General features: G+C 43.4%; 18 protein-coding genes and 1 other RNA gene. 9 read left to right on the top strand and 10 right to left on the bottom strand.

All coding sequences use genetic code 11. The features are described from left to right. Positions 1-334 precede the first annotated feature (334 nt). The 4 genes from RAH45_RS03835 to RAH45_RS03820 all read left to right on the top strand — a co-directional run bounded on the left by RAH45_RS03835 (position 335) and on the right by RAH45_RS03820 (position 3,481). Positions 335-970 (top strand): response regulator, encoded by a 636-nt coding sequence (locus tag RAH45_RS03835; RefSeq protein ID WP_102076814.1) that lies wholly within the window; start codon positions 335-337, stop codon positions 968-970. Positions 971-1,046: 76 nt separating this feature from the next. Beyond that, positions 1,047-1,280 carry a hypothetical protein gene (locus tag RAH45_RS03830; RefSeq protein ID WP_227678193.1) on the top strand — a complete coding sequence of 78 codons (234 nt, stop codon included), beginning with the start codon at positions 1,047-1,049 and terminating at the stop codon, positions 1,278-1,280. Positions 1,281-1,368: 88 nt separating this feature from the next. After that, positions 1,369-2,283 carry a hypothetical protein gene (locus RAH45_RS03825; RefSeq protein ID WP_306495549.1) on the top strand — a complete coding sequence of 305 codons (915 nt, stop codon included), beginning with the start codon at positions 1,369-1,371 and terminating at the stop codon, positions 2,281-2,283. Beyond that, entirely contained in the window at positions 2,186-3,481 is a 1,296-nt protein-coding gene (locus RAH45_RS03820; RefSeq protein WP_373429182.1) for a sigma-54 interaction domain-containing protein, read from the top strand. Before RAH45_RS03825 ends, RAH45_RS03820 begins: the two co-directional genes overlap by 98 nt. A gap of 69 nt (positions 3,482-3,550) precedes the next feature. On the opposite strand, the gene RAH45_RS03815 is transcribed toward RAH45_RS03820, so the two are convergent. Beyond that, positions 3,551-5,026, bottom strand: coding sequence for a S41 family peptidase (locus RAH45_RS03815; protein ID WP_306495548.1), 1,476 nt, complete (start codon positions 5,024-5,026; stop codon positions 3,551-3,553). Positions 5,027-5,399: 373 nt separating this feature from the next. Here RAH45_RS03815 and RAH45_RS03810 point away from each other — a divergent pair, with 373 nt between their 5' ends. Then, the gene (locus tag RAH45_RS03810; RefSeq protein ID WP_306495547.1) at positions 5,400-6,236 is read left to right on the top strand and encodes an IS630 family transposase; all 837 of its coding nucleotides are present in this window, start codon (positions 5,400-5,402) and stop codon (positions 6,234-6,236) included. 163 nt (positions 6,237-6,399) lie between these two features. Here the strand turns inward: RAH45_RS03810 and gpmI are convergent, their stop codons facing one another. The 3 genes from gpmI to RAH45_RS03795 all read right to left on the bottom strand — a co-directional run bounded on the left by gpmI (position 6,400) and on the right by RAH45_RS03795 (position 10,175). Next, a complete protein-coding gene (gene gpmI, locus RAH45_RS03805; RefSeq protein ID WP_144297725.1) occupies positions 6,400-8,058 on the bottom strand; it encodes a 2,3-bisphosphoglycerate-independent phosphoglycerate mutase in 1,659 nt (552 codons plus the stop codon). A gap of 354 nt (positions 8,059-8,412) precedes the next feature. Further along, positions 8,413-9,567: an RNA-guided endonuclease InsQ/TnpB family protein gene (locus RAH45_RS03800; protein WP_093071385.1), complete on the bottom strand. Its 1,155-nt coding sequence runs from the start codon at positions 9,565-9,567 to the stop codon at positions 8,413-8,415. Next, positions 9,564-10,175, bottom strand: coding sequence for an IS607 family transposase (locus RAH45_RS03795; RefSeq protein ID WP_306495546.1), 612 nt, complete (start codon positions 10,173-10,175; stop codon positions 9,564-9,566). Before RAH45_RS03795 ends, RAH45_RS03800 begins: the two co-directional genes overlap by 4 nt. Positions 10,176-10,320: 145 nt before the next feature. On the opposite strand from RAH45_RS03795, the gene ssrS reads away from it, so the two are divergent. After that, a non-coding RNA gene (gene ssrS / locus RAH45_RS03790) (6S RNA) lies at positions 10,321-10,516 on the top strand. A 134-nt stretch (positions 10,517-10,650) separates the two neighbouring features. On the opposite strand, the gene RAH45_RS03785 is transcribed toward ssrS, so the two are convergent. Beyond that, the gene (locus RAH45_RS03785; protein WP_144297726.1) at positions 10,651-11,268 is read right to left on the bottom strand and encodes an FxsA family protein; all 618 of its coding nucleotides are present in this window, start codon (positions 11,266-11,268) and stop codon (positions 10,651-10,653) included. A gap of 153 nt (positions 11,269-11,421) precedes the next feature. On the opposite strand from RAH45_RS03785, the gene ruvC reads away from it, so the two are divergent. Beyond that, positions 11,422-12,006: a crossover junction endodeoxyribonuclease RuvC gene (gene ruvC / locus RAH45_RS03780; RefSeq protein ID WP_102076818.1), complete on the top strand. Its 585-nt coding sequence runs from the start codon at positions 11,422-11,424 to the stop codon at positions 12,004-12,006. A 146-nt stretch (positions 12,007-12,152) separates the two neighbouring features. Here the strand turns inward: ruvC and RAH45_RS03775 are convergent, their stop codons facing one another. The 4 genes from RAH45_RS03775 to RAH45_RS03760 form a co-directional block, all read right to left on the bottom strand. Beyond that, entirely contained in the window at positions 12,153-13,121 is a 969-nt protein-coding gene (locus tag RAH45_RS03775) for an META domain-containing protein (RefSeq protein WP_306495545.1), read from the bottom strand. A gap of 289 nt (positions 13,122-13,410) precedes the next feature. Then, the gene (locus RAH45_RS03770; protein WP_306495544.1) at positions 13,411-14,070 is read right to left on the bottom strand and encodes a glutathione S-transferase family protein; all 660 of its coding nucleotides are present in this window, start codon (positions 14,068-14,070) and stop codon (positions 13,411-13,413) included. A 250-nt stretch (positions 14,071-14,320) separates the two neighbouring features. After that, positions 14,321-14,959 carry a peroxiredoxin gene (locus RAH45_RS03765; protein WP_068406656.1) on the bottom strand — a complete coding sequence of 213 codons (639 nt, stop codon included), beginning with the start codon at positions 14,957-14,959 and terminating at the stop codon, positions 14,321-14,323. A 421-nt stretch (positions 14,960-15,380) separates the two neighbouring features. Continuing rightward, on the bottom strand, positions 15,381-17,120 hold the full coding sequence (locus RAH45_RS03760; RefSeq protein ID WP_306495543.1) for a glutamine--tRNA ligase/YqeY domain fusion protein: 1,740 nt from the start codon (positions 17,118-17,120) through the stop codon (positions 15,381-15,383). Positions 17,121-17,395: 275 nt separating this feature from the next. On the opposite strand from RAH45_RS03760, the gene RAH45_RS03755 reads away from it, so the two are divergent. Then, positions 17,396-17,911 (top strand): peptidylprolyl isomerase, encoded by a 516-nt coding sequence (locus tag RAH45_RS03755; protein ID WP_068406650.1) that lies wholly within the window; start codon positions 17,396-17,398, stop codon positions 17,909-17,911. A 78-nt stretch (positions 17,912-17,989) separates the two neighbouring features. Continuing rightward, positions 17,990-18,832 (top strand): UDP-2,3-diacylglucosamine diphosphatase, encoded by an 843-nt coding sequence (locus tag RAH45_RS03750; RefSeq protein WP_306495542.1) that lies wholly within the window; start codon positions 17,990-17,992, stop codon positions 18,830-18,832. Between the two features lie 144 nt (positions 18,833-18,976). Here the strand turns inward: RAH45_RS03750 and RAH45_RS03745 are convergent, their stop codons facing one another. Then, entirely contained in the window at positions 18,977-20,281 is a 1,305-nt protein-coding gene (locus RAH45_RS03745; RefSeq protein WP_306495541.1) for a lytic murein transglycosylase, read from the bottom strand. Positions 20,282-20,288 lie beyond the last annotated feature (7 nt).

The following is a 20,288-nucleotide window of genomic DNA, read 5'->3' as shown; positions in this document are numbered from 1 at the left end:
TATTTTTAGTGTATCATGGTTTGCATTTAAGTTTAATCTACTAAATCAATTAGATGTCGTTTTTTGACCACATTCAAATTTTACTACATTTAATTTATATTGCAGCAATATTAATTAACAATGGCGCAATATAGCATTAAATTTAAGCTTATAAGGGCACAATTGCAAAGTTCCTATAAAAGTATGCTGCTTAATATAAGGGAATTTTTAAGTTTACATATTTTAGTCAATAAATTTATAGCAGCTGACATTTATAATAAGACAGTAAAATCATTTAGATAGTTTAAGTTTAACAGTGCACCCTTTATTCTGACCAATAGAAAAGAGTATAACTATGATTCGAGTACTAGTAGTAGATGATCATGATTTGGTGCGAATGGGCATTAGCCGCATGTTGGCAGATAGTGCCGATATAGAAGTCGTCGGTGAAGCGGATAGTGGCGATATGGCGATTAAATTGGCAAAACAGCTGCGTCCGGATGTGATATTGCTCGATGTCAATATGCCCAATATTGGCGGCCTCGAAGCCACCAAACGCCTCATCCAGCTTGATATGGGCTTTAAGATTTTGGCCGTGAGTAGCATGTCAGCGCAGCCTTATCCGTCAATGCTTATTAAAGCGGGTGTCAATGGTTATATTACCAAAGGGACGCCGCTTGACGAGATGATACGCGCGGTGAAAAAAGTCTATCAGGGCGGGCGTTACTTTAGCCAAGACGTTGCTGAGCAATTGGCGGATGTTCTGCTATCTGATAATGCCAGCTCACCTTTTGACTTATTAAGTGACCGAGAAAAACAGGTCGCGATGATGGTGGTGAATTGCCAAAGCCCGCAGCAAATCGCCGACCAGTTATTTGTCAGCGTCAAAACCATCAATACTTATCGTTACCGCATTTATGAAAAAGTCGGTGTCGATAGCGATGTAAAATTGACCCATTTGGCCATTCGTCACGGGCTTATTCAACCGTAAGTTACTAAGCATAAATAACTAAGTATAGTAAGCACCTTCCCTTCTATTACGCTCAACTTAAAAGGCTTTAGAGCCAGTGAAAACTTTAAAGCCTATGAAACCTTCAAAGCCTGTGCCATCGTCAAAGTCTAAGCAACATGAGCAGCATAAGAAATCTGCTCCTAGCGTTATAGCCGCTATTACGGATTATTTTCAGCGCGATGACACCTTACCTTTGCCGCAGCTGCGCAGGTTGGGTTTGATTTATAGCAGCTATCGCTTTGTCGTCAGCCTATTTTCTATGCTGATGGTGTATATCACAGCGCGCTAGCGATGGTTCATCATTACCAAGTTTTTTGCAGCAAACCGCGCTCAGTTTTTATGTCCTTTTAAGCTTAATTTTATTGGGTTTATTTTATGTGGTGACCAAGCATCCACGGCAACAGCTGGCGTTTGGTTTAGCGGTAGACGTCATTATTTTAAGCTTACTGCTTTATACCGCTGGCGCGCCTGATTTGCAGTTGACCATGCTGTATATGGTGGTGGTTGCTGCAAGCTTTATGCTGCTTCATAGCTCGCAAGCGCTGATTATTACTTTACTGGCGATTATTTTCGTTATCTATCAGCAGTTTTTTTATGCGATTGCCAATAGCATGAATTTGGCAAATTTAGGCGATGCGCTCCTGATGTCAGCCAGCTTTTTGGCAGTCGGCGGTTTGAGTTGGTCAATCTCGCAGCGCTTGGTACAAGTTGAGAAAGTAGCGGCCCGCCACGCCAAAGAAGTCGAACGCTTAAACGTTATCAATCAAGAAGTCATCACCCAAATGGCCAACGGTGTCATCGTCACCGATTGTGAACAAGTGGTTTTAGCCAACCTTTCGGCTTATCAATTACTGAGTATTCCAAATGCTACGGCAATGGATGCAGAGTATGTTGAGACAAATGCTGCGCTAAGTAGCTCGCCAAACAGCTTGTTAAACAATTCTTTAAACAGCCATGCGAACAACTCTTCAAATAATATTAAAAATCATATTGCAAACAAACCACTCGCCGACTTTCAGCAGCAGCTTCGCGCGCAACATCCACAGTTATTTGAAGCTTGCTTATCGATAGAGACGGGACAATCTCGCAGTTTTATTTATGAGTTGCCAGCTACTGCCAATGCCTCTGTCTTTGGTAAGCTTCGCGTTGAAATTATCCCGCTAAAAAATGACAGTAAGCTTGTCATTTTAGAAGATTTACGCCGCGAACAAGCACCCACTAAAAAATACCATTTTAAAGTTAGCGCGCTCACAAGCGCCAGTTTTTTTATCGGGGGCATCGGGCACTGGTAAAGAAGTGGTTGCGCGCTTGATCCATGATTTAAGCCCGCGCCGCGATGGCAGCTTCGTGCCAGTCAACTGCGGCGCGATTCCGTCAGAGCTGATGGAGTCAGAATTTTTTGGTCATAAAAAAGGCAGCTTTACTGGCGCTGTGGCTGATAAACAAGGACTGTTTCAACAGGCCAATGGCGGTACGCTATTTTTAGATGAGGTCGCCGACTTGCCACTAGCGATGCAGGTCAAATTACTGCGCGCCATTCAAGAAAAAACTGTGCGTGCAATCGGCGATACCAAAGAAGTGCCAGTTGATATTCGTATCCTATCAGCGACGCATAAAGATTTAAATCAGCTGGTACAAGCAGGTAGCTTTCGCCAAGATTTATATTACCGCATCAATGTCATTGAGCTTAAACTGCCGACGCTTAACGCAAGACGTGATGATATACCGGTATTGGCCAAGCACTTTTTGACCTTAATTGCCGACGAATGGCAATTGGAGTCGCCGCTAACACTGACCAATGCTGCTTGCGCGCGTCTACAACATCACGACTTTTCGAGTAATGTTCGCGAATTACGTAACATCCTTGAGCGTGCAATAACCTTGGCGGAGACATCCACTATTGATGCCAGTCATTTAGGCTTAGCTGATTTCGACAACCAACAACTAGAGAACGCGCAAGAAGCTATTGCAGAAGTAGAGCAAAATAATAGCGCTGACAAAGCGACCCTTTCGAGCAATACTATTTTAGATAAAAGTGAAAGCTTGGGAGCGCAATCTATAAAAGATAATGCGGAAAAAAATAACGTAGAAGCCGTAGAAAAAGACGGCACGCAACAAGCAAAAGCTACTATATCTCCTTATCGCACCATTACGCAGCACTATCCTTCAATGAATGCGCACGCTGCAGCCAGTCCTACAGCACAACCTGATAAAACAGCAGCCAGCGCTATGTCAGAACCATTAAGCAATGAAGCAGAAAATTCAGAAAATTTAAGACCACCCGTAAATCAAGAAAATATTAGCACCGGTCAATTACCTGCCCAAGGCTTAGAGCATTATTTGCAAGAGCAGGAAAGGCAGCTGATTATTACCGCCCTTAAACAGACAAACTGGAATAAGACCCAAGCTGCTGAATTGTTGGGCACCACTTTCCGCTCGTTACGCTATCGTATGTCAAAGCTTGGAATTGCTGAAAACCAGTCTGAATAATATATAAGCGCTAACCATAAGACGATAATTAAATCAGTTCGAAAAGTCTCAGTTTAAATGCTAACGAAATTAGGGCTTGGCTTTAACAGTCGGCTTTTCAGTCACGTGCTCGATGATTGTATTGTTTTGAGTCACTTTATTTTTAACAACTTTAGTATTAGTGTCATCTTGATTAGGAACGTTTGCTGCTTGAGATTTTCGTACAAAGCGAACACCCGACGGCAGGGCTTTTTGCCTGAGTAAATCAAGCGCCTGTTGCTCCCACGTACTTTCATTTCCTGTTAAAGTCACATCAGGCGCTACCCCAACCCCATCTATTTTCTTACCCGAAGCGGTCATGTAATGGGCAACCGTCAGCTTCACCGCCTGCTCGTCATTCAGCGGTATCACGGACTGCACTGAACCTTTACCATAACTGACTTCGCCTAAAATAGTCGCGCGTTTTTGCGCTTGCAAACTACTGGCTAAGACCTCAGCCGCTGAAGCAGAATAACGATTTTGCAACACCACAACTGGCATAGTATCTAATAACGCTGCACCTTGCGTCGATAGTGTGCGTGAGTCGCTTTGACGACCTTTGACTTGTACCACATCGGTATTGGTCATAAATAAGCTGGCAACGCTTACCGCTGACGCCAATACACCGCCTGGGTTGTCACGCATGTCTAATAAAACGCCCTTAACAGGCGCGTCCAAATCAATTAACCCTTGTAACAGCTTTTCACGGCTATTGTTTTGAAAGGCGGGTAATCTAACAATAGCCATTCCATCTACCAGGCGCGTTTCAATAACTTGTGGATGGTTGTGATTACGCTGTAAAGTCGTGGTATGTTTACGCCGGCCTGCTTTTGATGTCACCACATCTACTTGGGTACCTGCAATGCCCGTTAGCAATTGCTCAATGTCATTACTTTCTTCGTCTTCGCCAAGTTTAAACTCGTCTACTTGGTGCAAATAATCACCAACGGCAATGCCTTTTTTATCAGCAGGCGAGCCATCAACCACCTCAGTAATCACCCAATAGCCTACTTTAGGCTGATACTGCACCTTGATACCGATATCGCCGACGTCGCCTTCAGTAAAAGCGCGCAGATTCTCATAAGCTTCTGCATCCAAAAACTCAGCGTGGCTATCAAGCTTGGTCAACATCCCGCTCATGGCGTTGCTAAATAACTCTTCGTCATTGACTGTATCCACATATTCGCGTCGTACCAAATCAACGACGGCCACAAAGGTCTTTAGTGTTTCAGGCGAAATGGCCTTTAACGATACTTGCGCAACTTCAGCGGGAATATCGGTATTTATCACGTCTGACTCGTCATTTAGCGCGCTTTCATCAGCGACAGCATCTATCGAGTCATCGACTTGATCGGCAGATTCGAGCATATCAGCGATATCTGATAAATCGTCGGCGCTATTAGCTTCCTCGTTATTATTTAAGGATACATCGTCGTCATTAAGACCAATCAATTGCAAGCTTGCCGTGGGATTTTCGCCAGTACTATTGATTTTACCGTTATTGTTGGTAGCAGCTTGTGCTGGCATATTGACCACACCTAGCCCTACTACACTGCTTATAAGAGCGGGTTTTAATAGCTGAGAGCCGATTAATTTGACATTAAAAGACTTCATTTTAAAAGATTTAGAAGCAATAGATTTAGAAGCAACAGGCAATGGCATGATGATATTTCTCAAGCTTTTAGACCGCAATAAGAATAAATGGCGAATTGGACGCATAATAAATTACTCAAAAAAAGGATTTGGTTATTATTTTTATAACTTTTGGATTATATGGATATTTATGATTATAAAGTTATTCATGAACGATGTCGTCTAAAATAACACTGAGCTTCTACCTAAGACTAGGACAGTATTGCAAGTATAGTAAAAGAAACAAAAATCCGCTACAGTATATAATATGGCATACTCAAAAGACTACCGACAACTGATCCTCAATAAGCTTGCAGAAGGCTATAGCATTCGACAACTTGCCGAGGAATATCAAATTAGCACCAACACTATTCAGCGTTGGAAAAAATTTCCTGAGCGTAAAAAACGTCAGTTTACCCCAACTAAAATAGACGATGCATTACTGAGAGCGGATGTAGAGGCTTATCCTGATGACTATCAGCACGAACGAGCTCGGCGTTTTAATTGTACTCAAAGAGCGATAGGCATTGCATTAAAACGAATCGGCATCACTCAAAAAAAGAGCTTAACTCATCCAAAAGCAGATGATAAAAAACGTTTAATATTTCTTGAAAAGTTAGCGCAATTTGAGTTTGATGATAAGCCTATTATCTATCTTGATGAAAGTGGCTTTAAGTCTCATGAAAACAGGCCTCACGGATACTCTAATAGAGGTAAAAAATGCTTTGGACAATACAACTGGCAGCTTAAAAACCAAACCAATGCGATAGGTGCTATTTACAATAATCAGCTGTTCGCTGTTGGACTTTATGATCGCAGTGTCAATAGTGATGTATTTCATAGCTGGGTTGAACAACTGCTGCTACCAAGCTTACCGAAAGACAGTGTAATCGTTATGGATAATGCAACCTTCCATAAGCGCAAAGACACAACTGAACTTATAGAAGATGCAGGGCACACTATTTTATGGCTGCCACCTTACAGTCCTGATTTGAATCCTATCGAGCAAATGTGGGCTTGGGTCAAACAAAAACGTAAGGAATGGCGGCTAGATTGTGTTGACACACTGTTCTTTTATTTCTTATGGCTGTGTGGCGATTTATAAGTTCTTTGACTATAACTTAAACAATATGTATCAAGCAAAATGCGGCGAAGCGTAGAAAAAATGCAAAAAAAGGGAAAGATACTCAATATCTTTCCCTTTTTACAAAACTCAATAGCTTTAGCAGTAGTAATAGACTGCTAAATGACCCTATTAAATGTCTAGTTTATGTAGCCGAAAGCAGTAAGTTTTTACCGGTCATATCATCTGGCTGCTCGATATCCATTAATGCCAAAATCGTAGGCGCAATATCACTAAGCTTGCCGCCGCTACGTACTTTTACGGCTTTCTCACCAATATAAATCAATGGCACCAGCTCAGTGGTATGCTGCGTATGTACTTGGCCGCTTTCGTAGTCTTGCATCTGCTCACAGTTGCCATGGTCAGCGGTGATCAGCATGTCGCCACCCGCAGCGCGTACCGCTTCTTCTAAACGACCAATGCACACATCCAACGCCTCTACCGCTTTGACAGCAGCTTCAAAGACACCTGTATGCCCGACCATATCGCCGTTGGCATAATTAACCACCAACACATCATATTTACCAGATTCGATAGCAGCGACCAGCTCATCGGTCACTTCAGGCGCGCTCATTTCTGGCTGTAAATCATAAGTAGCAACATCAGGCGATGGCACTAAAATCCGAGTCTCGCCTTCATATTCATCTTCGCGGCCGCCGCTAAAAAAAAAGGTCACGTGCGCATATTTTTCAGTTTCAGCGATACGTAGCTGGGTTTTACCTTTATCTTGTAGATACTCGCCAAGCGTGTTGGTCAAAGACGCTGGATAATAGGCAATACTGGTTTTTGGATTGTCCGCTAGCACGTCAGAGTATTTGGTCAACATCACAAAAGCGGCAAGCTTTGGTTGCTTATGACGGGCAAAACCAGAAAACTCATGATCTGGCAGCACAAAGGCTTGCGCAAGCTCACGGGCACGGTCAGCGCGGAAGTTCATAAAGATAAGTGCATCATTGTCATCGACGGTATAAGGCACTTCGTCGCGACCAATCACCACCGTTGGATTGATAAATTCATCGGTTTCGCGTGCTTTATACGCCGCTTGTATGGCGCCATCGGCACGTGTTGCTAAGCGGTCGGCTTTACCTTCGGTGATAAGCTCATAGGCTTTTTGCACACGGTCCCAGCGATTGTCACGATCCATTGCATAATAGCGCCCAATAATACTGGCAATTTGCACGCGGCCACCTTCGTAATGGTCATTGAGCTTAGCAATATGATCGCGTAAGCGGTTGATGTACTTATCAGCAGATTTTGGCGGGGTATCGCGGCCGTCTAAAAAACAATGCACAAAGACATTTTTAGCACCGTGTACCAATGCCGAATGACACATAGCCTCGATATGGTCTTGATGCGAGTGCACGCCGCCATCAGACAACAATCCCATAATATGCACATTACCACCGAGCTTATTTGCCGCTTTCACCGCATTAACCAGTGCTTCGTTTTTATAGAACTCACGATTGGCGACTTCGTTTGAGATACGAGTGGAGTCTTGATAAAGCACGCGGCCGGCGCCCAAATTCATATGGCCAACCTCTGAGTTACCAAACTGACCATCTGGCAGACCGACATCTTCTCCTGAAGCCGATATCAATCCATGCGGATATTGCTGATAAATCTTATCCAAATTTGGCATATGGGCGGCAGCAATCGCATTATCCTTATCGTCTTCACGATGCCCAAAACCATCTAATATCATTAAGACATGGGGCACTTTTTTATTTTGCTCGCTATCTTGCTTATTATTGAGCTGAGCCTGACTATCGTCGATAATTTCTGCTTGTTGCTGGTTATGGGTCATGGATTACCGCTCCTCAAGTGAATGAACGCCTAGAATGCTATCTTAGGATGTTTACAGTCCTCTATATTAACACATATCTCAAAATAGCTGAAAAATCGCCCTTTTAAGCCATATTTATGCCCTTAAAAATTCTGTCATTTCATGGTAGATAAAGTAAATACTCAACATCATTCATGCTGCTCATTAACCGTTCCAAAAATCTTACTCAAACCTAGCCAATATTGACTATTAGATAGGTTTGACGTTTTCTTTCTGCTTCATTGTCACGCGCTATTTCTCATTTGAGATTTAGACTGACCACGACTCCACAGACTTTTTTAATTGGCGATGGAACTCACCGTCCAATAAACAGGATTATGCAGCTGTTAAAATAACAGTCGCGTTATTTAAAATATTGATGCTGGCGTTGAGGTCACGGTCATGAGAAACCTGACAGTTAGGGCACAACCACTCACGCATTTTCAATGTTAGCTCATCTTTACCAAGGATATGATTGCAGTTTGAACAGGTTTTTGAGCTTGGGTAGAAGGGTCCGACTGATTTCACAACCTTGCCTTGCTCAGTGGCTTTGTAGATAAGCTGTCGCTTAAACTCAAAGAAACCCAAGTCACTGATAGCTCTTGATAGCCGCCTGTTCTTAACCATACCTTTGACATTCAAATCCTCAATCGCAATCACATCGAACTCATTAACCAGACTTGTTGTGATTTGATGGAGAGAATCTTGCCTAATACACCTGATCTTATAGTGCAAACGAGAGAGCTTGGTTTTCGCTTTTTCTCTGTTTTTACTGCCTTTTTTAGTGCGACTGAGCGCTTTGTTTAGCGTTCTTAGTTTTTTAAGGTTTGCTTGAAGTGGTTTTGGCGCTTTAATTTTAGTGCCGTCTGATAAAACCAGTAAGTCGGTAATACCAAGATCAACACCAACGCTTTTACCTGTCTTTTTAGTAGGAATTACAGCTTTTTGTATTTCAACAGCCACACTAACAAACCACTTACCGCCACGTTTAGAGATGGTGGCTGACATGATCTTGCCGTCAAAACGTAAAGCTTCTTTTAAGCGAACCCAGCCCAAGTTTGGGATACGAATGGATTTACCTTTAATGGCAAATTGGTCGTTGGATAAACTGAATCTATCGTCACGGCCTTTTTTACGAGCGGTTGGGTATTTCGCTAAGCCTTTAAAGAAGTTGTTATAAGCATCACCCAACTGCATGATTGCCGCCTGCGGAGCGCATTTGGTCACTTCCAGCATATAGGGGAATAATTCACGCTTAATGGCGTTCAATTCGCGTCTGAGCTTCGCCTGTGAGGGCTTGTTTAGATTTTTAGTATCAACCTCAACGCCTGCGGCCAAACACGCATCACGGTACGCTTTGTCAAGCGCATACTGCCGCTGCCACTCATGCAAAGCCCAGTTGTAGGCTTTTCTCGCCACGCCACAAGCACGAGCAAGGTGATTTGCCTGTACGTTGTTTGGCTTGAGTTCGATAATGTGTCCACGGATCATAATGCTTTTTTAACCGCCTCTATTAATTGTTGGTTTTTCTTGCTGCGAGAGCCGTATAGCCTCGCTGAAAATACGGTGATAATCTCCAATACATCTTGGGCTAATTCTTGCTCAAAACTCAACTCTTCACCTTGATTGATTATTACCACTTCAACGTCATGAGCCTCACACAACATGAAAACCAGTTCTGCACCAAATCGTAAAAGCCTGTCTTTATGGGTAATTACCAGCCGTTCAACTTTATTGCTCAGTATGTCATCAAGCAGGTTTTTTAAGCCTTTCTTTTTATAATTCATTCCACTACCAAGATCGGTAATCGTCTCAAAAGTCCAGCCTTGCCTGGCACAATAAAGTTCCAAAACTTGAGACTGGCGAAGTAAGTCGTCTTTTTGATCACGACTCGACACACGAGCATAAGCAATGGTTTTTCGGTCTAATTTAGGTGGTGTATTCAAGGAATGCGGTCTGATTTCACTTAAATCATATCGCCTATGCCCGTTTTCGGTTCGCTTGGCGACTAACGTACCATCCTCATCCCAACGTCTTAATGTGGATTGAGCAACCCCGAAATGTTTGGCAGCCTCCCCAATACTAACCAGTTTCCCCATAACTTGCTCTCTATATTATAGATATAATCTATCTATTATAGTAATAAATAGGTAGGTTTGTATATATTTTATTTAACTGTTTGCAACCCTACGTAGCAATCTGTAAATCGTACTTGCAATCACTCAAGTCATTGGTTAAGATAATTATATTCTGAAGTGTTGGCTAGTAGATGTTTATTCCCTGAGCCGATAATGCTTTACCAGGATGTGGTACCTATTGCCTCATTGTGTATGCCTGCACCGCTTGCGGTGTCTCAGGAAACCTGCAGAGGCAGTGACGCATCCGCCCTGAACTTCACGGTTCATGGGTCACCATCTTACGGCGGCACTTCGGTTGTTTTATTCAGTTATTCACTATTTTATTTATAAATATTATCTTTTATAAAAAATAGTTTTAAAACTCAAAAGCCCCTTTTATTAATGATAAAAGGGGCATTTTTATGTCGGCAAGAATATCTATTTAATAATAAATTGATTATTCGTCATTGGCAGATTTGGTAATTTTCTTCACATCTTTAGGGATGTTTTTAGCCGTCCCATCGACAGTAGTATGTTGTTTAAACACATTGCCAAACGGATTTTGTTGCTGTTGACCAAATGGATTTTGATTGTTCATACCACCAGCACCGCCAAATGGATTCTGACCGCCCATGCCGCCTGCGCCACCAAACGGGTTTTGTCCACCCATCTGTTTTGCCATCATCTCCATCATTTTTTGCTGATTGTTCATAACGTAATTATTAGCAAAGTCTTTGAGCTTTTTTTGCACTGGCGGCAATATCACCAGTAAGGCTAATAAATCACTGAGCACACCTGGAATCAGCAGCAACAGACCCGCCGCTGCTACAGCGACACTTTTAATCATGGTTGATTCTTGTGGACGCATCGCAGGGTTCATCATACCGCCAGCTTTCATCTGCTGCGCCATTGGATTGAGTGCTGCCATCCCTTTACGTATAAAAGAGATACCGATAACGGCGGCGATAATAAACCACATAAATACCCACCAACCGCTCATAAACTGCGCAAGTAAATACCAAAGCAGCATCTCGATAATAAACCAAACGATGGCAATACCAACTATCTGACCCATAAAGTGTCGTCCTATAAGATAAAATCTAAAAAATTAAGCGCCATGCAAATTAATATGGCTAACATATGATGTATATGGGGATTGATTGCTATACTATCAAACTTACGGCTGATTTTTAAGCCATAAAACAAAATGTAAGTAAGACGGAATACTATGGCAATTATTATCGGGATTGACCCGGGTTCGCGCATGACTGGTTATGGCATTATCCAACAAACGGGCGACAAACTAACGTATATAGACGCAGGCACGATTCGTACAGATACCAAAGAGATGCCTGAGCGCCTAAAGCGTATTTTTAATGGCTTAACGCGTATCACCCAGCATCATTTAAAATATGGCGACGAGCCGATTTATACCGCTATCGAGCAAGTTTTTATGGCAGAAAACCCAGACTCAGCGTTGAAGCTCGGGCAAGCTCGCGGTGCGGCGATTGCTGCTATGGTCGCTCTTGATTTAGAAGTATCGGAATATACCGCTCGCCAAATTAAACAAGCGGTCTGCGGCTATGGTGCAGCGGCAAAAGAGCAGGTACAAGAGATGGTCTGTCGCATTTTGGCGTTAGAGGTGGTGCCCCAGCAAGATGCCGCTGATGGTCTTGCCTGCGCCATTTGTCATGCGCATTCAAGCCATTCCATGAACAAACTCATAATGAATAGCGCCATGCGCGGACGCGGCACATCGAAGAAAAAAGGTCGCTGGCGTTTGACCGAAGAAGACTTAGGCAATTTGCGTTAAAAAATAAGTTCGCAGTAAAGTAATAGAAGTAATAAATATAAAAAAACACGCGTGCAAACGGCGCGTGTTTTGTTTAAATTATCTCTTCTATTTAAGTCATAATTTTAAATAATAAAAATGACCAACAAACCTACTCTAACAAAGCATTACTCTACCACGCTACTCTCAATCACTGCATCGAGTACATAGGCATATTCTTGCGCTTCTTCATTCTCGTTAGCGTCTAACTGATAGCGCTGAAGACGTAGTACTTCATCGTGCATACCATCGGGCTGATAGCCATCGATTTCACCGTTAAAGGCTGTCCACTCACCTTCGCTAACCTTGATACCTTGGTCATCATAAGTAATGGGTTTTACTTGTAAGCATAACTCTGAACTCTTGTCAGCGCAGGCTACTTTCTTAGCATTGACTGCCCAAAATACCGTTTCACCTTTACTGTTGTATTTGGCCTGTGAGGTTAACTTACCTGCCCAAACTAACGTCGCCGCGTCGCTTGTGATTTGCGTTAAGATTGGTTGACGACTTTCAGCCGTTGCGCTCTCAGCACTACCGTTTTCGACATTGGCGTCTAATACTAAGGTCAATTGATTCTCACCTTGCATTAGCTCATTCAATTGGTTTTCAGCCTTATCAAGCTCACCGCACGACATTTTGGTGCTCATACCGTCTTCGATGGTCAACGTCTGACCCTGAAGCTGATATCCTGCGCTCATGGTATTGCAGCCGACACTATAGTTTAGGCTATTCTCGCCTTGGTATTGGCTAAAGCTCAAGCGCACTTGGTCTTTGATATCGAGCAGTGTATTTAGTGGCTGGGCGCCTTTATCGCTTGCAGACATCAGTGTCCAGCGATAACGGGTAAGATTGGCTATCATTTGTTCTTCAGTGCTCATCTCAGCCGCCTTGGACTCATCATTTTCTAGCGTAGCAGCATTACCATCGACTTCGTTAGCATTTTCTGTCTGTACATCATTCTCGCTTGGTACTGAGGATTCTTGGCAGGCAGTTAATGTCAGACTTACCGCTAGAATGCTAGGCAATACAGCAAATCTAGCCAAAGACTTTATAAAAGATGATTCCGTAAAATATTGGGTGTCAAAAGATGAGGTCATAACAGTCATACCTTGTGAGTAAACCTTTTCGATATTCCGCTTTTTAACATACGAAGTTTTTACTATACAAATCGCAATTGTATCTGTTTTTGTAAAGTGTTCATAATTTGACCACTATAGCGCCGATGTCATCTATTATTGTTACAAAGTGTTTAATTTTATAGATTGATAGTAACTGTTTTCGATAGTTTTTCTAATTTTACAATAAAAAAAGCCTTAACTGGCTAATATGGTGGTTAGCGCATTAAGGCTTTTGGCTATGTAAAGCTCGGTTTATAAGGCGACCTTATCATTCATCATAAGCAGGTTTGGCTTTTGCCATATTTTTAATACTAAAGCGCTCATGCATCATTTGATAAAAACGCGCCAAATTTTCGCCCTGCTCGTTTGGATTAACTTTCAGCGCTTTACCAAAATCTAGACCCAAATACAGTACGATATCGGCAAAGCTTAAATGGTCACCGACCAAATAATCATGACCGTTTAAGGCATTTTCAAAATAAGGTAGGGCTTTTATCGCGCGGGCAATAGAGGGCGCGACAAACTCAGGTACTTGCTCGACACGCTGCGCTTTGGACGGATGGCTATGCTGAAACGCCAGCATAAAGTTGTATAGCACCTCAAACTCGGCAATACGGCGCATCGAGCATACTTGCGCCCGCTGTACGACGTCATTACCCATCACCGAGCGCTCGCCATAAACACGGTCGAGATACTCGCATACTGCCTGCGAGTCATTCAGCACCGTACCATCATCCAAGGTTAGAACGGGTACGGTCTGCATAGGGTTAATTTTGGTAAATTCCTCGGACATCTGCTCATTGGTAGCGAAGTCGATATCGACCACATCAAGATCATCCATATCATCGACATCGATACCTTTTGACGCTAATAAAATAAGCGCTTTACGTGGATTTGGGGCGGTACGGGTTAAGTATAATTTTTTCATGGCAAACTCCTTGTAAGACGGTTTTAAAGCGACTCAGCGCCCTTTGGTTTTATTATGATTATTGCATTATCGGTTATGGATAAAACTGTGAATATCATGTGTAGACATTTCAGCCTGTTATTATCATAACAAAACCTCATGCAATATGCTCTTCTAATAAAAGGCTGAAAAGCTAAAAAAGTAAAAGCCCCATAACATGACGTCATAGGGCTTATTAACTTGAAACAACTGCTTGGACTAGCTGCTTAACTTATTTGTTAGGCGCAGGCGTGGTACGGAGATAAGGTTTAATTTCGGTATGGCCTTTTGGATAATTGGCGGGAATATCTTCATTTTTCACGCTTGGTGGAATGATAACGTCATCGCCTTCTTTCCAATCAACTGGCGTTGCGACGTTATACTCATCAGACAATTGCATCGCATCGATAACTCGGACGATCTCATCAAAGTTACGGCCACAGCTGGCTGGATAAGTCAGCGTTAAGCGTACTTTTTTGTTTGGATCAATGATAAATACACTTCGAACCGTCGCGGTATTGTCGGCATTTGGATGAATCATGTCATAAAGATCCGCCACTTTGCGGTCTGAATCGGCAATGATAGGGAAGTTAACAGCGGTACCTTGGGTTTCTTCAATATCTTTGGCCCAGCCTTTATGGTCCTCTAAACCATCAACTGATAGGGCGATTGCTTTTACATTGCGCTTTTGGAACTCACCGCCTAATGCTGCGGTACGACCAAGCTCAGTGGTACATACTGGCGTGTAATCTGCAGGATGTGAGAAAAAGACAACCCAACTGTCCCCTGCCCATTCGTGGAAATTGATATCACCATCAGTGGTTGTCGCGTCAAAATTTGGTGCAGTATCACCTAAACGTAAATTTGCCATGCTTTATTCCTTATTTATATGAGTGATGAGCGTTAGTATTTATTCATACCCAAAGGTATCCATGCGCTCTATTGTTATAAACGTATTTAGTTATAAATATTCCTAGTTATAAATGTACCTAGCTATCAACGTACTCGGTCAATACTACACAATAACTCAAAGTACGTCAGCAAGAATTCTCTTCTATCTTAGCAAACTGGTTATGAATGTCTTGTGATGGATTGTAATGCGCTTATGCCATTTATTACTAAGCGCATAAGTTTGCATTTAAAATATTCACCAAATTACTATTCTGAATCCTTCAAGAAAATCCATACTCATAAAAAAAGCCCATCTCTAGCGTACTAGAAATGAGCGATTTTGAAAACTACTATTGTTGAGTGCGTTCTTAAACGTTGCGCGCAAAGCCAGTAGCTATAATTTAAGCCGGTTTATAGCTGTCACGTAAGCTCACGATTTGATTAAACACTGGCTTGTCGGTCATATGGTCTTTACTATCAGCGATAAAGTAGCCCTCACGCTCGAACTGGAAACGCGTACCAGCATCGCTATTTGCCAATGATGGCTCAACTACGGCATCGAGCTCAATCAACGAGTTAGGATTTAGCGCTTGATGAACGTCGGCGACGCTACTTGGGTCTTCAGCGCTAAATAGCTGCTCATACATGCGTACCGTCGCTGGAATGCCTTGGCTAGCTGATACCCAATGAATCACGCCTTTAACCTTACGACCTTCAGGGTTGTTGCCCAAAGTCGCAGGGTCAATCGTGGCTTTTAGCTCAACAACATTGCCAGCGTCATCAAGAATATGCTCAGTCACTGCCAGCACATAAGTGTTGCGCAGGCGAATCTCATTCTTTTCTGGAGATAAACGCTTATAGCCTGCTGGCGGTTCAATCTCGTAATCGCCTTGGTCGATATAAAGGGTTTCGGTAAACGGAATCTCACGCTCGCCCATATCTACATTTGGATGATTTGGCTGCGTGAGCCATAAAGTCTGTGCGTCTTCATCCCAGCGCGCATTGACGCTATCGGCTTTTTGCGACTCCCAACTGCTAACCGCATCGCTAAAGTTAGTAATCGTCACTTTTAACGGCTTGAGAACCGCCATACCGCGCGCCGTCGTCGTCTCTAATGACTGACGAATACTAAATTCTAATAGACGAAAATCAACGACGCTGTCTACCTTAGTCACACCGACGCGTTCACTAAAATCGCGTAAACCTTCAGGCGTATAACCGCGGCGGCGCATACCTGCAATCGTCGGCATACGTGGATCATCCCAACCGCTAACGATACCTTCATCAACCAACTGCTTTAATTTGCGTTTACTGGTCAAGGTATGGTCGACGTTTAGACGACTAAACTCGTACTGGTGCGGCGGCACATCAAAGCCAATTTTTTCAACCGCCCAATCATAAAACGGACGATGGTCTTCAAATTCTAGTGTACATAACGAATGGGTAATGCCTTCGAGTGCATCAGAGAGTGGATGGGCAAAATCGTACATCGGATAAATACACCATTTATCACCGGTTTGATGGTGCGCTTGGTGCATGACGCGGTAGATAACAGGGTCGCGCATATTCATATTTGGGCTTGCCATGTCAATCTTGGCGCGCAGCACGGCTTTGCCTTCGGCAAACTTGCCTTCTTTCATATCATTAAAGAGTTTTAAGTTTTCTTCGACACTGGCATCACGCTGCGGCGACGGCGTGCCAGCTTCATTAAATGAGCCACGATTATCGCGAATTTGTTCAGGCGATTGCAAGTCCACATAAGCATCACCCTGTTCAATCAATTGCACGGCCCATGCGTACAACTGGTCAAAGTAACCGGACGCATGGTGCGCCTCGCCTGCCCACTCAAAGCCAAGCCATTTCACATCATTTTCAATATTATCGATATAGTCTTGCTTTTCTGCAGTTGGGTTGGTGTCATCGAAGCGCAAGTTACAAACGCCGCCAAACTCTTCGGCGATACCAAAGTTTAAGCAGATAGATTTGACATGACCTAAGTGCAAATAGCCGTTTGGCTCAGGCGGAAAGCGCGTCACGATTTGCGGGTATTTTTGCGCTTTGATATCGTCACGAATGATATTACGAATAAAGTCGTTTTTTTGTTCGTCTTTTTGTACATTGTTGCTTGAGTGCTCACTCATTACTCATTGCTCCTAGCGCAAGGTTTCAGTCTATAACACGTGTCATTACGCTTTATAAAAGGTTCAAAATAAGAAAATTTAAAATAATCAATCAAAAATCGCTGATAAAAGATAACGTTGCGTTATTCTATCAGCTTTTGCAAAGGCATTAACAGCCTGATACATGACAGACGACAAAAAAGCCGTTAGACTAGCCATAACTTTTTAGTCAGCAAATTTTTAACCACCACTTAACAGCGTCGTTTTAGACGCTACAATCAAAAAAGGAATATCACATGGTAGACATGCCACCAGTAGTAGAACTTGACACCAATATGGGTGCGATCGTTATCGAACTCAATGAAGAAAAAGCGCCAAAAACGGTCGAAAACTTTTTAAACTATGTTAAATCTGGTCATTATGACGGGACGATTTTCCATCGCATCATTGACGGCTTTATGATTCAAGGCGGCGGTATGGACGCTGAAATGAATGAAAAAGCGACCAATGCACCCGTTGAAAACGAAGCGGACAATGGCTTGAAAAATGACAAAGGTACGATTGCGATGGCCCGTACGCAAGACCCACATTCAGCAACTAGCCAGTTTTTTATTAACGTAAAAGACAACGATTTCCTAAATCACTCTGGCAAAAACATGCAAGGTTGGGGCTACACCGTATTTGGTAAAGTCACTAGCGGCATGGATGTTATCGACAAAATGCGCGGCGTACCAACGGGCCGTTTTGGCATGCATGCGGATGTGCCAAACGAGCCAGTGGTCATCAACTCTGCGACCATCATTACGCAGTAATCGTTTTTTTATAAACGGTATAAGATAAGCGGTTTGTTATTAACGGCCGCTTATCTTACCTTATGAGGATAAAGATACATGCAAAGCTTTAATCATTTAATCACGACCCGCCCTCATGAGGTGCGGCAAGTTTTGATTAGCGATTTGCATTTATCGCCAGAAGAGCCTGCCTTAGTGCAGGCTTTTTTGGCCCTGCTTGATGATTGCCTTGCCCTACCTCAGCTTAATCGCTTATTTATCTTAGGTGATTGGTTTGAGGTTTGGATTGGCGATGATGCCTATTTGACCTTATCAGAAGACGCGCGCCAAAACCATTGGCTCACGCCGCTTATCGTTAAACTAAAAAAACTGCGAGTCGCTGGCTGTGAGATATTGGTCATGCATGGCAACCGTGACTTCCTCTTAGGTCAGCCCTTTTGTAGCTTATTTGGCGGTGAGCTGATTTATGAGCCGTATTATTTAACCGTCGGACAGCAGAATTACCGCTTAGAACACGGCGATGCCTTATGTACCGATGATAAAAAATATCAGTTTTTTCGCAAAATGATGCGTAACCGTTTGACCCAATGGTATTTACTCAATAAATCGCTGACAAAGCGCTTAGCGATTGCCGATAAATTACGGCAAAAAAGTCAGCAAAATAATGCCAACAAAGCCGCTTATATCATGGACGTCAATGAAGATGCAGTAATACAAGCCATAGCAGACAGCGATGCGTTGTTACATGGTCATACCCATCGCCCAGCCATTCATCAGGCGACGGCAGATAAAAAACGCTATGTACTTGGTGATTGGCGCGTGCTTGATAAAGACTCACGCCAGCCAAAAGTCAGTGCGGTGATTGGGGCGGTGACAGCAGATGGCGATACAGGCGATAACGCTGCTGGGTTTGAGTTGATTGAGTTTAAGATGACTGTCTAAACTCTATCTAACCTGCTGCTACAATTTTTATAAAATTGTACGAACAAAAAAACTCCGCTTAGCACGGAGTTTTTTATTGGTTTAGTTATTTCTAAACCATCGTTGTAAATAACGATTATCTAAAAACAGCGACTTTACTCTGTCTCACCATCCTGCTAATGAAGACGCGCTACGCTGAGTAATAAAGCCGTCTGGCGTTTGGCCATTGTCTGCTTGCCAGCGCTGGAACGCCTTACGAGTATTGGTGCCAACGATGCCATCAGCGCCTTTGGTATCATAACCCATGCTGGTTAAACGCTGCTGCAAATTACGCACCTGCGCTGTCGATAACGGACGCTCATAGCGCGGCCATGATTTTTGTAAGCCGCCCTGACCTGCCAGCGCTTTACCAAGTAGGCTGACACCTAACGCATAGTTTGATGAGTTGTTGTAAACCTTGATGACATCAAAGTTTGGGCTAAGTAATAGGACTGGACCATCTTTACCAGCAGGTAGCCATAGCTCCATTTGCGTATTGGCATCTAAATAAACATCAGCGATGGTATCCACGCCCATCGCCGCCCATCTAGCCGCAGGTTGCTTGGTACCAACCGTTGAGTAATCAAACGACGCAGGTACAGTCGCTTCATAAAATGGCGCAAGGCCTCGCACCCAACCTGAATTACTCAGGTAATTGGCAGTAGAGGCCAGAGCATCGCTCGTTGCCCATGGGTTACGATGACCGTTACCATCACCATCAACGCCGTGTTTCAGCCAGGTATCAGGGATAAACTGCGTCTGCCCCATACCGCCTGCCCAAGAGCCATCGAGCTGTGACCATGAGACATCGCCGCGCTGCAATAGCGTCGCTAGTGACAATAACTGGGTTTCAGCAAATTCTTGGCGACGGCCATCATAAGCAAGGCTGGCAAGCGAGCTTGGAATACTGCTATTGCCCGTTACCACACCGTATGATGACTCCATGCCCCAAATCGCAGCGATGATTTCTGCATTGACGCCATATTGCGACTCTAACTGTGATAAAAAGGCGCGTTGCTCGGCAAACTTACGCTTACCTGTGCTGACACGGCCATCTGATACGGCAGAATCGACATATTCCCAAGGCATTTTAGAAAACTCTGGCTGCCCTGAATCTAGCGAGATAACTTGCTGATTTAAATAAGCCATGTCCATCAAACGACGCACGGTTGAAGCATCGTGACCCGCTGCAATGGCGCGCATCGAAAAGTCAGATTTCCAATCAGAAAAACTGTTATAGCTTGGCTTAGCAACTGGCTGCGGCTTGACGACTGGTACAGGCGTTGGCTTAACCTGAATGGTTTGAGTCTGGGTAATTTGCACATTACCTTGGCGTACAGGGGTATTCGGCTTTTGCATTGCCTGCTGACTGGTACAGCCGACCATGACTAACGCGGGAAACAAGGCAAGGTATTGTTTGTTTAATAACATAAATTTC

The organism is Psychrobacter sp. van23A (genome assembly GCF_030845275.1).
GTDB lineage: Bacteria > Pseudomonadota > Gammaproteobacteria > Pseudomonadales > Moraxellaceae > Psychrobacter > Psychrobacter faecalis.
The sequence above is the reverse complement of the archived record's forward strand: the minus strand, read 5'-3'. Positions and strand labels throughout refer to the sequence as shown.

Coding starts and splice junctions, on each gene's coding strand:
- RAH45_RS03775 (WP_306495545.1), bottom strand. CDS start 13,121: ATGACCTCATCTTTTGACACCCAATATTTTACGGAATCATCTTTTATA.
- RAH45_RS03760 (WP_306495543.1), bottom strand. CDS start 17,120: ATGAGTGAGCACTCAAGCAACAATGTACAAAAAGACGAACAAAAAAAC.
- RAH45_RS03765 (WP_068406656.1), bottom strand. CDS start 14,959: ATGGCAAATTTACGTTTAGGTGATACTGCACCAAATTTTGACGCGACA.
- RAH45_RS03800 (WP_093071385.1), bottom strand. CDS start 9,567: ATGATCCGTGGACACATTATCGAACTCAAGCCAAACAACGTACAGGCA.
- RAH45_RS03795 (WP_306495546.1), bottom strand. CDS start 10,175: ATGGGGAAACTGGTTAGTATTGGGGAGGCTGCCAAACATTTCGGGGTT.
- ruvC (WP_102076818.1), top strand. CDS start 11,422: ATGGCAATTATTATCGGGATTGACCCGGGTTCGCGCATGACTGGTTAT.
- RAH45_RS03750 (WP_306495542.1), top strand. CDS start 17,990: ATGCAAAGCTTTAATCATTTAATCACGACCCGCCCTCATGAGGTGCGG.
- RAH45_RS03815 (WP_306495548.1), bottom strand. CDS start 5,026: ATGCCAGCACAAGCTGCTACCAACAATAACGGTAAAATCAATAGTACT.
- RAH45_RS03755 (WP_068406650.1), top strand. CDS start 17,396: ATGGTAGACATGCCACCAGTAGTAGAACTTGACACCAATATGGGTGCG.
- RAH45_RS03835 (WP_102076814.1), top strand. CDS start 335: ATGATTCGAGTACTAGTAGTAGATGATCATGATTTGGTGCGAATGGGC.
- RAH45_RS03810 (WP_306495547.1), top strand. CDS start 5,400: ATGGCATACTCAAAAGACTACCGACAACTGATCCTCAATAAGCTTGCA.
- RAH45_RS03745 (WP_306495541.1), bottom strand. CDS start 20,281: ATGTTATTAAACAAACAATACCTTGCCTTGTTTCCCGCGTTAGTCATG.
- RAH45_RS03770 (WP_306495544.1), bottom strand. CDS start 14,070: ATGAAAAAATTATACTTAACCCGTACCGCCCCAAATCCACGTAAAGCG.
- RAH45_RS03785 (WP_144297726.1), bottom strand. CDS start 11,268: ATGGGTCAGATAGTTGGTATTGCCATCGTTTGGTTTATTATCGAGATG.
- gpmI (WP_144297725.1), bottom strand. CDS start 8,058: ATGACCCATAACCAGCAACAAGCAGAAATTATCGACGATAGTCAGGCT.